The sequence below is a fragment of the Shimia sp. genome (assembly GCF_022448905.1).
Lineage (GTDB): Bacteria > Pseudomonadota > Alphaproteobacteria > Rhodobacterales > Rhodobacteraceae > Shimia.
This window is the reverse complement of the sequence record NZ_JAKVCW010000008.1, coordinates 21,569-35,527: the sequence shown is the minus strand read 5'-3', so window position 1 is coordinate 35,527 and position 13,959 is coordinate 21,569. Positions and strand designations below refer to the sequence as shown.

At 59.3% G+C, this 13,959-nt stretch carries 12 protein-coding genes; 8 read left to right on the top strand and 4 right to left on the bottom strand.

From position 1 onward, the window contains the following. Positions 1-6 precede the first annotated feature (6 nt). Positions 7-300 (bottom strand): hypothetical protein, encoded by a 294-nt coding sequence (locus tag MK208_RS11065; protein WP_294116581.1) that lies wholly within the window; start codon positions 298-300, stop codon positions 7-9. Positions 301-310: 10 nt separating this feature from the next. Next, complete coding sequence (gene deoC / locus MK208_RS11060) at positions 311-1,303, bottom strand: deoxyribose-phosphate aldolase (RefSeq protein ID WP_294116580.1); 993 nt, start codon at positions 1,301-1,303, stop codon at positions 311-313. Between the two features lie 218 nt (positions 1,304-1,521). Here deoC and MK208_RS11055 point away from each other — a divergent pair, with 218 nt between their 5' ends. Genes MK208_RS11055 through MK208_RS11040 form a run of 4 tightly spaced genes read left to right on the top strand, consistent with a single transcriptional unit; the run spans position 1,522 to position 5,406 of the window. Continuing rightward, positions 1,522-2,457, top strand: a complete 936-nt coding sequence (locus MK208_RS11055; RefSeq protein WP_294116579.1) for a zinc ABC transporter substrate-binding protein — start codon at positions 1,522-1,524, stop codon at positions 2,455-2,457. Positions 2,458-2,467: 10 nt separating this feature from the next. Beyond that, entirely contained in the window at positions 2,468-3,274 is an 807-nt protein-coding gene (locus MK208_RS11050) for a metal ABC transporter ATP-binding protein (protein ID WP_294116578.1), read from the top strand. Between the two features lie 3 nt (positions 3,275-3,277). After that, the gene (locus tag MK208_RS11045) at positions 3,278-4,483 is read left to right on the top strand and encodes a metal ABC transporter permease (RefSeq protein WP_294116576.1); all 1,206 of its coding nucleotides are present in this window, start codon (positions 3,278-3,280) and stop codon (positions 4,481-4,483) included. Further along, entirely contained in the window at positions 4,480-5,406 is a 927-nt protein-coding gene (locus tag MK208_RS11040) for a metal ABC transporter permease (protein ID WP_294116574.1), read from the top strand. The genes MK208_RS11045 and MK208_RS11040 overlap by 4 nt, the downstream gene beginning before the upstream one ends. On the opposite strand, the gene sulP is transcribed toward MK208_RS11040, so the two are convergent. Together sulP and MK208_RS11030 are read right to left on the bottom strand one after the other, a co-directional pair. After that, positions 5,403-7,136 carry a sulfate permease gene (gene sulP, locus MK208_RS11035; RefSeq protein WP_294116572.1) on the bottom strand — a complete coding sequence of 578 codons (1,734 nt, stop codon included), beginning with the start codon at positions 7,134-7,136 and terminating at the stop codon, positions 5,403-5,405. The two genes, MK208_RS11040 and sulP, sit on opposite strands and share 4 nt — an antisense overlap. Positions 7,137-7,387: 251 nt before the next feature. Beyond that, positions 7,388-8,740 (bottom strand): aminotransferase class III-fold pyridoxal phosphate-dependent enzyme, encoded by a 1,353-nt coding sequence (locus MK208_RS11030; RefSeq protein ID WP_294116571.1) that lies wholly within the window; start codon positions 8,738-8,740, stop codon positions 7,388-7,390. 176 nt (positions 8,741-8,916) lie between these two features. Here MK208_RS11030 and mutL point away from each other — a divergent pair, with 176 nt between their 5' ends. The 4 genes from mutL (at position 8,917) to MK208_RS11010 (ending at position 13,958) form a co-directional block, all read left to right on the top strand. Then, a complete protein-coding gene (gene mutL / locus MK208_RS11025; RefSeq protein WP_294116570.1) occupies positions 8,917-10,830 on the top strand; it encodes a DNA mismatch repair endonuclease MutL in 1,914 nt (637 codons plus the stop codon). Further along, positions 10,830-12,149, top strand: coding sequence for a DNA recombination protein RmuC (gene rmuC, locus MK208_RS11020; protein WP_294116569.1), 1,320 nt, complete (start codon positions 10,830-10,832; stop codon positions 12,147-12,149). Before mutL ends, rmuC begins: the two co-directional genes overlap by 1 nt. Before the next feature lie 132 nt (positions 12,150-12,281). Next, positions 12,282-12,608 carry a DUF3775 domain-containing protein gene (locus tag MK208_RS11015; protein WP_168590677.1) on the top strand — a complete coding sequence of 109 codons (327 nt, stop codon included), beginning with the start codon at positions 12,282-12,284 and terminating at the stop codon, positions 12,606-12,608. Positions 12,609-12,848: 240 nt separating this feature from the next. Next, positions 12,849-13,958, top strand: a complete 1,110-nt coding sequence (locus tag MK208_RS11010) for a Hint domain-containing protein (RefSeq protein ID WP_294116568.1) — start codon at positions 12,849-12,851, stop codon at positions 13,956-13,958. Position 13,959 lies beyond the last annotated feature (1 nt).

The window sequence follows — 13,959 nt, the reverse complement described above, 5'->3', positions numbered from 1 at the left end:
TTCCCCTTACGAGGTTATCTTGTGAAGTGCGGCCTGCAACGCGTCGGCTGGCACTGTTTCGCTGTGTAAAATTCCGGCCATTACGGCTTCGGCAATTTGGGCGGTGGTTTTGTCAAGCAGGTCCGGCTGTGTGTGTGCGTACTCAAAGGCTTCCTGCAGGAAGTCCGCAAGCCGGCCTTCCAGGGTTGCACCAGAGAGGTGGTCGTCGCAGCGGGCGACCCATGTGCGTTGGGACCAGACCTTCATGCGCAGAAGGTGCTGGTCCGGCACAGAGGCGTTGGTGTCTGCGGATGCGCTCACCGGACTGTCCTTACGCCATCGCGTGGCGGTAGTTGGCCGAATACTGGCCGGTGACGTGATGCTCCAGCTGGCGTTCGATGTCGCCCAACAGGGAGGACGCGCCAAAGCGGAACAGGTCCGGTTGCAACCAGCGATCGCCCAATTCGTCTTTGATCAGGGACAGGTAGACCAGCGCGTCCTTGGCTTTTGAAATGCCACCAGCTGGTTTGTAGCCGACGCGGAACCCGGTGCGGTCATAGTAGTCGCGAATGGCACGGATCATCACCAGGGACACAGGCAGGGTCGCGTTCACGCTCTCCTTGCCGGTGGAGGTTTTGATGAAGTCAGCGCCGGCCATCATGCACACCAGAGAAGCGCGGGCGACGTTGCGCAGGGTACCAAGTTCGCCGGTGGCCAGAATGGCTTTGACGTGGGCGTCGCCACAGGCTTCGCGCATTTCTTTCATTTCGTCATAGAGCGCCTGCCAGTTGCCTTGCAGCACGTGGCGGCGGGTGATGACGATGTCGATTTCCTCTGCGCCCGCTTTCACGCTTTCGCCGATTTCGGCGATGCGCAAGTGATAAGGCGACAGACCCGCCGGGAAGCCGGTGGAAACGGCCGCCACTGGAATGCCTGTACCTTTGAGTGAGGACACGGCGGTTTCGATCATGTCGTGGTAGACACAAACTGCGCCGGTGGTCAGGCCGGTCATGCCAAGTGCATCGAGAATGTCGACGCGGACCGGTTGTTTGGCTTTCGCGCAGAGACGCTCCACGCGGCCTTCGCTGTCATCGCCGGACAGGGTGGTCAGGTCGATCAGGGAGATCGCCTTGCACAGCCAGGCGGCCTGATAGTCCTTTTTGACCGAGCGGCGGCCCGGCAAGGTCTTGGCGCGGCGTTCGATGGCCGAGGTATTGGCCTGCGCGGTGCGAACCCAATCAAGGTCCAGCGCCATCCCGGGGTTGCGCGGTTCCAGCGCAGTGGGCAGCTGATGCCCTTCGGCAGTCGTGGTGGGCGTGTGCATCGATCCATCCTGTTGCGGAAAACAGGGACCAAAATGCCTCAGAAATATGGGCCTTGGCAAGTCGCAGAACGACACGTCAGCTACTTTTTTGACCATTTAGTCAACAAAAAGATGAGAATAAGTCGCAATTGCGTTGACTTACTTGCGAATGGTTCTCATAATCAGCTAGAAACAGCGCAATAGGAGAGACAATGCGATTCCCTCGGCGAAATTTTTTGATGGCAGCAGTCGTTGCCATGTTCAGCACGGCGACACCGTCGTTTGCGGATGAGGCCCTGCAAGTTGTGGCGACCACGGGTATGATTGCTGATACCGCGCGGCGTATTGGTGGGGATGCCGTTGAGGTCAAAGGGCTTATGGGCGCTGGTGTTGACCCGCACGCTTACCGTCAGACCCGCACAGATATTGTTGCCATGACCAAAGCTGACCTTGTGTTGTGGCACGGCCTGTATCTGGAAGCGCAAATGGAAGACTTCATGCACAAGTTGGAGCAGCGGGGAACGGTTGTTGCAGTGACCGACACGCTGCCTCGGGAGATGCTACGTGGACATGACGATTATGCCGATAAGTTTGACCCCCATGTGTGGATGGATCCACAGCTGTGGGTGTTTGTAACTGAACGGGTGCGTGATGCGTTGATCGAGAAAATGCCCGCGGCAGAGGCGCAGTTTGTGGCCAACGCCGACACCTTCCTTGCAGAGCTGTCAGACTTGAGTGCCTACGCAGAGAAGTCGCTGACCACGGTGCCGGAAGAGGCGCGTATTCTGCTGACAGCGCATGATGCCTTTGGCTACTTTGGCGCGGCCTACGGTTTCTCGGTTCTGGGTGTTCAGGGCATCTCCACTGAGAGCGAGGCCGGTTTGAATCGGATCAGCAGCTTGGTGGACACATTGATCGAACGCGACATCAAAGCCGTATTTGTTGAAAGCTCCGTGTCAGATCGCACCGTTCGGGCGCTTGTTGAAGGCGCGGCGGCCAAAGGCCATGAAGTGGCGATTGGTGGCGAGCTGTTCTCGGACGCGATGGGGCCGAATGGAACCTATGAGGGCACCTATGTGGGCATGATTGACCACAACATCACCATCATCAGCGATGCGCTGGGCGGGGATGTACCGGAACGCGGTATGAATAATCGCCTGTCGGCGGGATCGTAAGGACAAGACCATGAGCCTGGAAGTGGCAGCAAATATGGGCGCAACGCCTAAAGCAGAGATCCCAGCGGACAGCCCGATGGTGATCCGGGGCATGACCGTCTCCTATGGTCAGAAGCCGGTGGTGTTCTCGGTGGATATGACGGTGGCCGAGGGCTCGATGACCGCGATCATTGGCCCCAACGGTGCCGGTAAATCCACGTTGTTGAAGGCCGCTTTGGGTATTGTGCAGCCGCTGGCAGGCCAGGCTCTGGTCTTCGGGAAACCGTTGCAATCGGCGCGCCATCGCATTGCCTATGTGCCGCAGCGCGCCAGCGTGGATTGGGATTTCCCGACCCGCGTAATTGATGTGGTGCTGATGGGGCTCTATCGCGAGCTGGGCTTGCTGCGTCGCATCCGTCCGCATCACATTGAAAAGGCGCGGGCCTGTCTGGAGCGGGTGGGCATGACAGATTTTGCCGATCGCCAGATCGGGCAGCTTTCCGGTGGGCAGCAACAGCGTGTGTTCCTCGCGCGAGCGCTGGCACAGGAGGCGGATCTCTATTTGCTGGATGAGCCTTTTGCCGGTGTTGATGCGGCGACGGAAAAAGCCATCATTGATGTGCTGAAGTCCCTGCGTTCTGAGGGCAAAACCGTTGTGGCGGTTCATCACGACCTGACAACGGTACGCAGTTATTTTGACCGGGTGTTCCTGATCAACACACGCAAGATGGCGGAAGGCACGGTGGATGACGCCTTTACGTCTGAGAACTTGAACCAGACCTACGGCGGGCGGTTGGCGACTGGCCAGATCGACCAGCTGGAGCTGGCAGCAGGCTAACTCATGTTTTGGAATGCGTTGACTTTGCAGCTTGGCTATAACGCCACGCTGGTGACCATTGGTGCGACCTTGCTGGGCATTGCGGCGGGGGTAACCGGGACGTTTTTGTACCTGCGCAAGCGGGCGTTGGTGAGTGATGCGATCAGCCACGCAACCCTGCCTGGGGTGGGCATTGCCTTTATGCTCATGGTTCTTTTGGGTGGTGATGGGCGGGCCTTGCCGGGCTTGTTACTGGGCGCGGCGGTGTCCTCCTGGGTTGGATTGCTCTGTGTGAGTTGGCTCACGCAACGGACGCGCTTGTCCGAGGATGCCGCGATTGGCGCGGTGCTGTCAGTGTTTTTTGGCTTTGGTATTGTGTTGCTGACGGTGATCCAAACCATGGGCGCAGGGCGCGCGGCCGGTTTGGAAAGCTTCCTGCTTGGCGCTACGGCGGGCATGTTGTTCAACGATGCCTTGGTGATTGCCGGCGGCGGCGCGCTGACGCTGGTGGCGGTGCTGATCCTGCGGCGTCCGATGACGTTGTTGGCGTTTGATCCGGAATATGCGGCGGCACGCGGCATCAACGTCGGGCGTATGGATCTCGCGATTATGGCGCTTGCATTGGCGGTAACTGTGATTGGCCTGAAGATTGTGGGGCTCATTCTGATTGTGGCCATGCTGATCATTCCGCCGGTCACAGCGCGGTTCTGGACCGAGCGCACCGATCATATGGTGATGATTACAGGACTTTGCGGTGGTTTGGCCGCCTGGATTGGTGCGGGGCTATCCGCCGTGGCACCGGCGATGCCTACCGGGCCGATCATTGTGTTGGTGAGCTTTGGCTTGTTTGTTGCTTCGCTGCTGTTGGCGCCAAATCGCGGGGTTTTGGCAGTTTACTTGCGGCATGTGCGGTTTCAGCGGCGGGTGCATCTGCGCCAAGGTTTGCTTGCCTTAGCACAGGGGCAGCCAATTTATGAGGCATATACGGTGCGCCTGTTGAAACAGGCTGGGCTGGCGCATGCCGATGGCGTCCCAACCGAAGCAGGACGGGCACGTGCTGCGAAGGCGTTGCGGGACGAAAAGCGCTGGGAGCTCGTGCGGGCGGATCAAGCATTTGAGAGTGCCGCCGCGCTTTACGACGGGTTGCGCGACATTGAGACCGTGCTGACTGGCGATCAAATTTCGGAAATAGATCAACGCATTGGCGGACCGCAGGGGGTGGCATCATGAGTGGCGAAGAATTTGTACCACTATCGTTGACGCCGATGTTGATTGGTGTGTTGGCAGCGGTGGCTTGCGCATTGCCTGGTAATTTTCTGGTGCTGCGTAAGCAGGCGCTGATTGGGGATGCGATTTCCCATGTGGTGCTGCCGGGCATTGTGGTGGCGTTTTTGATCACCGGTGTGGTGGCGGCCGCGCCAATGATGTTGGGTGCGGCAGGGGCGGCTTTGGTGTCTGTGGTGATGATTGAAGCCATTCGGCGGCTGGGCAATATCGAGCCCGGCGCGGCAATGGGGCTAACCTTTACGACATTGTTTGCAGCCGGTGTTTTGCTTTTGGAACAAAGTGATACGTCCTCTGTGCATCTGGACGTGGAGCACGCGCTGTATGGCAATCTGGAGAGCTTGATCTGGCTGGATGCAATCGGTTGGGAAAGCTTGCTTGACCCCGTTGCCTTGGCGGGGTTGCCGCCGGAGTTGGGCCGGGTTGTGATCGCGTTGCTCGGTGTTTGTGCGTTCCTATGGCTGTTTTGGCGACCACTGGTGTTGTCCACGTTTGACGAGAGTTTTGCGCAGGCCATGGGCATTGCGACCAACCGTGTGGGCGTGGCGCTGGTGATGGTGGCGGCTTTGGCGGCGGTGGCGGCGTTTGATGCGGTGGGGTCGATCATCGTGATCGCGATGTTCATTTGCCCGCCGGCGGCGGCGCGTTTGATGACCAACCGGTTGGAACATCAGGTGGGCTGGAGCGTTGTTTTTGCAGTGCTTTCTGCTGTTTTTGGTTATGTCTTTGCCGGATATGGGCCATTGTGGTTGGGTTTTGACAATGCGGTGAGCGCAGCGGGCATGATCGCTACGGTGTCCGGGATTATTCTTGCTATTGCAGCGTGTTTTGCACCCCACCGGCATCGCAGCGGGGCGCCAGCGGTTTAGGCCGCTTGACTGCTGTCTGTCGTGGTGAGTTCTGTCCACGCGTCATATTGAGACAGGAAGATCTCGCCGCTTAGGTCTTCGAGGAAATGGCTGCGCTTGAGACGGTCCATGACGGGGCCTTTGACCTCTGAGAAATGCAGGCGGATGTCGAGTTCTTTGAGGCGGCTGTTGATCGCCTCAAGGCTTTCCAGCGCGCTCATGTCGATCTCGTTCACAGCTGAGGCCATGAGCACCACATCGGTGATCGGTTGGTCACAGACCACGCGGTCATAGACATAGTCTTCCAAGAATCGTGCGTTGGCGAAATACAGGCTTTCGTCAATGCGCAGCGTGACCAAGTGCGGTGCGGTTTTTACCGTGTGGCGCAGGATGTTACGGAAGTGCTGTGTTCCGGGCACAAGGCCGACCTCCGCCACATGCGGACGGCTGGTTTTGTAGAGATGCAAGGCGATGGAGAGGATCACACCGGCGCTGACACCAACCTCGACGCCAAGGCCCAATGTGAGTGCAATGGTGGTGGCGACGGCGGCAAAATCAACGCGGGAATAGCCCCAAGCGTGGCGCAGTATAGAGAGGTCGACGAGGCTGAGCACGGCGACGATGATGGTGGCGGCGAGGGTGGCTTTGGGCAGGAAGAACAATAGCGGGGTCAGGAAAAGCGCGGCACCGGCGATGCCGACGGCGGTGAAGGCCCCGGCGGCGGGGGTTTGTGCGCCTGCGTCGAAGTTCACAACCGAGCGGGCAAATCCGCCGGTGACCGGGTAACCACCTGAAATCGCTGAGGCAATGTTGGAGGTGCCGAGGCCGATGAGTTCCTGGTCCGGGTCGATGCGCTGGCGGCGTTTGGCGGCGAGGGTCTGGGCGACAGAGACACTTTCAACGAAGCCGATGATGGAGATCAGGAGTGCGGCCAAGAAGAGTTGGGACCACAAGTCCGGGGAGAAACTGGGGGCTGAAAGTGGCGGCAAGCCGGTTGGTACGGTGCCAACGATGGCCACGCCTTTCCCCGCAAGATCAAAGACATATACGGACAGCGTGGTGGCGGCGACGGCGACGACGGGGCCGGCTTTGGTGAGGACGTCCGCGAGGCGAGGACCGGCGCCGAGCTTGAGCAGGAGCGGTTTGAGGCCTTTGCGGGTCCAGAAGAGGAAGGCCAAGGCGGTTACGCCAAGGGTAACTGTGTAGAGGTTGGCTTCTGGCAAATGAGTCACCAAAGATCCCAGCAAATCGGGCAAAGTATGGCCGTGGGCGGTGATGCCGAGGATGTGTTTCAACTGGCTTGTGGCGATCAGGAGTCCGGAGGCGGTGATGAAGCCTGCGATCACCGGATGGGACAGGAAATTGGCAAGGAAACCAAGGCGTAAGACGCCCATCAGGGTGAGCATGACGCCGGACATGAAGGCCAGTGAGATGGCCGCGATCAGGTAGTCTGTTGTGCCTTGTAAAGCGACGTTTCCGAGGGCGGTGGCGGTCATCAGGGAGACCACGGCGACGGGGCCGACGGCGAGCACGCGGGAGGTGCCGAAGATGGCGTAGGCGACTAGTGGCAGGATGGAGGCATAAAGGCCCACTTCGGGCGGCAGACCGGCGAGCAGGGCGTAGGCCAGAGATTGCGGAATCAGCATGATCGTCACGATTACGGCGGCCATAAGGTCGGCGCCAAGTATCTGACGGTCATAGGTTTTTACCCAATCTAGGATCGGGAAGTAACGCTTGAGCTGGTGTGGCATGGGGGCCTCATGAGAGTCGCGGGTGCACTCTATATATTCCAAAAATGGAATAAAAAAACCCTTACGGGAAAACTTGTTGGCAGATAGGGACGCGGCTCAAAGGTTAACGCAGTTCGCTTGGCCGGATGGGACGTCGGTATTACGTCGGTATCGCGACTGTTTTGCGGAGGTGCAAAAAGTGACGTCCACGTCAGGTTAACGAGCGTCTGGAGCACGTGGCCCGGAGCGATGGGCCCCGAGCCGCAGGGATTTTAGGCGGATGCGAAGCCGGTGTCCAAAGCGGAGAGGATGGTGTTCACCTCGCCCTCGGAAATGGTCAGCGGTGGGGACATCAGGATGTTATGCGCGCCAAGGCGGACCATGGAGCCGGCCTGATAGGTGGCCTCATGGATCTTTTTCATGGTGGCCATGTCCATCGGGGTTTTGGCGGTGGCGTCAGAGACCAGCTCGATGCCGGTCATGAGGCCGTGACCGCCACGTATGTCGCCGATGATGTCGTATTTCTCAGCCAGCTTTTTCACGCCTTCAAACAGTTGCGTGCCACGGGCGGCGGCGTTGGTCTTCAGGTCGAGACGGGTGGTCTCTGCCAAAGTGGCAATCACGGCGGCGGAGCCAACCGGATGAGCCGAGTAGGTGTAGCCGTGGAAGATACCCGCTTCGCCGGTTTGGTCGTTTTCAAACACGTCGGCAACTTTGTCGCCGACCATGCAGGCACCAACTGGGAAGTAGCCGGAGGTGATGCCCTTGGCGGTGGTCATCATGTCAGGCTGCACACCCCAGTGCCGCGCACCGGACCAGTCGCCGGTGCGGCCAAAGCCGGTGATGACTTCGTCAGAAATCATCAGGATGCCATGGCGATCACAAATCTCCCGCATCAGCTTCATGAAAGAGGCGTCTGGCACAATCACACCACCCGCGCCCTGGATCGGCTCCATGATGAAGGCGGCGATGGTTTTTGGGTCTTGGAAGGCGATCTCGTCCTCAAAAGCGGCGGCGATGTTTTGCGCCAGCTGGGCCGGATCGCTTTCGTGGAACGGGTTGCGGTAGGTATAGGGCGACGGCAGGTGGAAACAGCCGGGCAGCAGCGGTTCGTAGTTGATGCGGAAACGGTTGTTGCCATTTACCGACGCGCCGCCAAAGTGCGTGCCGTGGTAGCCTTTTTTAAGGCTGATGAATTTGGTGCGGGTCGGCTCGCCACGCAGGCGGTGGTACTGGCGGGAGAGACGCAGGGCGGTTTCCACGGAGTCCGAGCCACCGGAGGTGAAGAACACACGCGACATGCCGTCCTCAGCGAAGAACTCGCGCACCGCATAGGAGGCCTCGATGGCCGGTGGGTTCGAGGTCCCGGCAAAGGCGGAGTAGTACGGCAGATCATAGAGTTGTTTGGCGATGGCCTCTTTCACCACGTCGTTGGAGTAGCCGAGGTTGACGCACCACAAGCCGCCCACCGCATCCACGGTGGAATGGCCGTCGATGTCGGTGATGTTCACCCCTTCCGCGCCTTTGATGATCTTGGGTGGGGTGCTGTGGCTGTCCGCTGGTGCGCCCATCGGATGCCAGAGATGGCGGGCGTTGTTTTCCGTCAGGAAGTTGTCGTCTTTCATGGCTGTGCTCCCTAAGCGGCAGGGGTGATTCCTGCGTGTTTTGAAATTTGATCAAATTATGGAGTCGCGGTGAGATCCTGTCCAGAGAAAGAGCGACAGCGGGTTGGGAAAAAGCGACGCAGAGGAACCGCAATCTTGGTGGTAGAATCAAAGGGGAACATGCTAGATTTCGTCTTATGCCTGTGGATAACCCCAATATAAGCTCCGAAAACGCTCCTTCCTTGCCTGTTATTCGGCAACTGGACGACGCTGCGATAAACCGAATTGCTGCCGGTGAGGTGGTCGAACGTCCAGCTTCTGCGGTGAAAGAACTGGTGGAAAACGCCATTGATGCGGGCAGTCGGCGGATTGAAATTGCCTATGCTGACGGCGGCAAGACGCTGATCCGCATCACCGATGATGGCTGTGGCATCACCGAGGAACAACTGCCGTTGGCGCTGTCGCGCCATGCGACGTCCAAGATTGATGGCACGGACCTGCTGGATATTCACACCTTTGGCTTTCGCGGAGAGGCGTTGCCTAGCTTGGGCGCGGTAGGACGGTTGAGCATCACCAGCCGGGTTGGCAAAGCGTCTGCGGCGCAGATTTCTGTGGAAGGTGGCGCGATGAGCGCGGTGAAACCGGCGGCACTGTCCGGCGGCACCATCGTGGAATTGCGTGATCTGTTTTACGCCACGCCGGCGCGGTTGAAATTTATGCGGTCCGATCGGGCGGAGGCGCAGGCGATTACCGATGTGGTCAAGCGTCTGGCGATGGCGGAGCCGTTTGTAGGCTTCACATTGCGCGATGTGACCGGCGGGGGCGAAGGCCGCGTGACCTTCCGCGTGGAGGCCGAAAACGGCGACCTGTTTGACGCGCTGCATGGCCGGTTGGCGCGGATATTGGGCAAGGAGTTTGCCGAAAACGCACTGAAGATTGATGCGGAGCGGGAGGGGCTGCGGCTGATTGGTTATGCGGCGCTGCCAACTTATTCGCGCGGGTCGTCGGTGGCGCAGTATCTGTTTGTGAACGGGCGTCCGGTGAAGGACAAACTGCTCGTCGGCGCGCTGCGCGGGGCGTATTTTGACTACCTGAGCCGGGATCGCCATCCGGCGGCGGCGCTGTTCATTGATTGTGATCCACATCTGGTGGATGTGAACGTGCACCCAGCCAAATCCGAGGTGCGGTTCCGTGATCCGGGGCTGGCGCGCGGGCTGATTGTGTCGAGCTTGCGCCATGCCTTGGCGGAAGCAGGCCACCGTGCGTCGACCACGGTGGCAAACTCGACGTTGGATGCTTTCAAACCGGAACCGCTCGGCCACATGGGCGCTTTGGGGGCGACGCCTAGCGCGCCCGCGGGTCCTGCTCGGGTTTACCAAATGGATCGGCCAAGTTTGGGCGCCCGCACAGCAGCCTATCAGGCGCAGGCGCCATTGCCGCAAGAGCCGGGGTTTGCGGATTTGACCGAGGCCTATTCCGCGCGGGTGGAACCGGTGGAGACCGAGGTTGCACAGGAGGTGCCTGCCGAAGGGCTGCCGCTGGGCGCGGCGCGGGCGCAGGTGCATGAGAATTACATCGTGGCGCAGACCGAGACCGGCATGGTGATTGTCGATCAGCACGCGGCACATGAGCGGCTGGTTTACGAGAAACTCAAACGTCAGATGGCGGAGAACGGCGTGGCGGCGCAGGCCTTGTTAATTCCCGAGATTGTTGAACTCTCGGAAGGCGACTGCGCGCGGATCATGACCGTGGCCGACGAACTGTCCAAGCTGGGGCTGACGATTGAGGCTTTTGGCGGCGGCGCGGTGGCGGTGCGCGAAACCCCTGCGCTCTTGGGCGAGGTGAATGCGCGGGCCATGGTGCTTGATATTCTCGATGAGCTGGATGATGCGGGCGAAAGTATGTTGGTGCAGGCCAAGCTGGAGGCGATCCTCAGTCGTGTGGCCTGTCATGGCTCGATCCGCTCGGGGCGGCGGATGCGGGGCGAAGAGATGAACGCGCTGCTGCGGGAGATGGAGGCGACGCCGCATTCCGGGCAATGCAACCACGGGCGGCCAACCTATGTGGAATTGAAACTGGCCGATATTGAGCGGCTGTTTGGACGGACGTGATGGAAGGTATGGACGAAGCGATGGCCAATATGGAAGCCATGGCGCTTTATGCGGCGGCTGGGATTGGCTTTGCAGTTCTGGTGCTGTTTTTGCTGCTGCGCGGGGCGGGGCAGAAGCGGGCAGAGCGGACCGAAGCGGTGATTGCCCAGCACATGGGGCAGATGGCGCAGCGGGTCGATCAATTGGCCACTGGGCAGGCCCATTTGGATGGTAACCTGCAGGCGCATGCGCAGTCTCAGGGGCAGATCGCCACGCTGATGGAGCAGCGGCTGGGCGAGGTGCAGGTCAATATGCACGAAAACCTCGCCAAGGTGCAGCGCAGCACCGGTGAGAACCTCGCCAGCATGCAGCAGAAGATGACAGACACATTGGCGACGCAGCAGCTTCAGATGCAGGAAAACCTCGCCAATATGCAGATGCGCACCGGGCATGCATTGAATGAGATGCAGGAGAAGTTAAACGCGTCTTTGAGCGGCAACGCCAAGCAGACGGCCACCTCATTGACGCAGTTGCAGGAACGTCTGCAGACCATCGACAAGGCGCAGGAAAACATCACGCGGTTGAGTGGTGATGTGCTGAGCCTACAGGATATCTTGAGCAACAAGCAAACCCGCGGGGCTTTTGGGGAAATTCAGCTCCATGATATTGTGTCCAAAGCGCTGCCGTCTGACAGCTATGCGCTGCAACACACGCTGTCTAACGGCAAACGCGCCGACTGTCTGATCCACCTGCCCAACCCGCCGGGCCCAATTGTGATCGACAGCAAGTTCCCGCTGGAGGCTTATGAGATGCTGCGCACTGCCGAAACTCAGGCGCAGCTGAATGAGGCGGCGCGCATGCTGCGCACCTCGGTGAAGAAACACATTAAGGACATCTCAGAGAAATACATCATCGAAGGCGAGACTGCCGATGGCGCGCTGATGTTCTTGCCCTCCGAAGCGGTCTACGCCGAGCTGCACGCGAACTTCCCGGAGCTGGTGCGGGAGGGCTTTGCGGCGCGGGTGTGGATTGTCTCGCCGACCACCTGCATGGCGACTCTCAACACTATGCGCGCGATCCTGAAAGACGCGCGGATGCGGGAGCAGGCCGGGGCGATCCGTAAGGAGCTTGGTATGCTTTACTCTGACGTTGAAAGGCTGGGCACGCGGGTGGAAAATCTGGATCGTCACTTTGGCCAGGCAGCCAAAGACATCAGTGAGATCAAGATCAGCGCGGACAAAGCGGGGCGCCGGGCGCGGCGGCTCGACAACTTCGATTTCGAAGAACTTGCGCAGACCGATGATGACAAAGTTGTGCCGCTGACCAAGCCAGACAGCTAAGCCTCTTCTCATTCGTCAAATATCCCGGGGTCCGGGGCAGCGCCCCGGTGGTCAGAAACAGTTTGCGCCATGTCAAAGACGTGGGGCATGCTGGGGGTGACACTGGGCCAAACCAAATTGGAGGCGCGAAAAATGCTTGAGATTTCTGCATGGAAGGTGGCGCAGGTTGTGCTGATGTCCCGGGAACTGGACCGGGCCGAGGGAGAGCTGCGTGCGTTTATTGATCGGCTGAATGAAGACGAACAGGCCAGCCTGGTGGCGGTGATGTGGATCGGACGCGACAGCTTTATGGCCGATGATCTGGAAGAGGCGATCATGACCGCCAAAACCGAGAACACCGTGCCAACCGCTGACTACCTGTTGGGTTCGCCGCATCTGTCAGATCATCTGGAAAACGGCATGGAAGCGCTGGGCATTTCTCTGTCTGATGAAGAGGACGATCTGGTCCGCCGGGGCTGATTTATCGGCACAAATTGGCTGGTTGGCCCACAGGTTTTGCGATTTTACGCCAACAGATTTGGGATCCGCGCCATGCTTTGGCGCGGGTCTTTACGTTTGGAAAGTGCCTTCTTATGTGCGCCTCGAGAGGGAGGGCTGACGCGCCTGCGCGCCGCCCGATCCACTACATGATCCACTGACGCTGCGCCTGTTTTTAAGAAACATCCGCACCCTGCATTTTGCGGGCGGTGCCCTTTTGTCTTGTGTCTGAGCCTTGCAACCCATGGGGCGGCGTTGGGAGGTCTGTCGTGCAGAAGGAGGTCGCCCATATCCAGTTTCTGGGGTCGTTTTGACGACAATCACCGCAAAGACAAAGAGATCGAGCCTACCGATGATCCGGCCAAGGAGATCACCTTTGTGCCCAAAGGTGAGGATGGCGATCTGGTGCTGGAGAACGATGGCAAGAAAGTCGATCCGGACACGGCGGTGGAGATCGACGGCGAGGAATATGATTTTCGTTTTGAGATGACCGGTACAGTGCCCAAAGACGACGACATTCCCGAGCAGTTCTGGGGACAGGAGATGGCGGTGATCACCATCATGGATTACCCCGAGCCCGGCGAGTCCACCCGCGTGTTCTTCTTCCCGGAGATGGATGTCGACGAAGACGACATGAACGAGTTTGACGATGACGATTTTGATCTGAAAAAACCGGATCGCACGCCGGAGGATTTTCCGGTGTGTTTCCTGCCGGGCACCATGATTGCCACCCCAGACAGCCTGCGCGCAGTGGAAAGCTTGCAACCGGGTGATTTTGTCTGTGTTGCAAAAGGCAAACCGGCCAAGGTGTTTTGGGTGGCAAAAAGCCATTTTTCCTATGCGGAGATGTTGCAGAACGCAGGTCTGCGCCCGGTGTGCATTGATGCGGGTAGCCTTGCGCCGGGGGTGCCTGCGCAGGATTTGTGGGTCTCGCAACAGCACCGCATTGCGCTGCGGGGCTGGCAGGTGGAGATGCTGTCCGCATCTGAGGCGGCTTTTGCGCATGCCAAACATCTTGCGCCGCAGCCGGGCATTCCGGGGCGCGAGTGGCGCGACGGGGTGGACTATGTGCACTTGATGTTTGATCGCCATCACATTGTGGAGGCCAATGGGGCCGAAGCGGAGAGTCTGTTTCTGGGCGATCAGGCGTTGGACAGCTTGGATGTGGAAGCGCGGGCCGAGTTGGATCAGCTTTTGGAGGCGAAGCCGTGGTTGAAGCCACGTTTTGCCCAGACCGCTTTGCCAACGATGAAGGCGCATGAGGCGCAGACATGGCGCAAGATGGCAGAAGGGCGTCCGGTGTTTCGCGATTTGGTGCGCGTGGCGGCCTGAG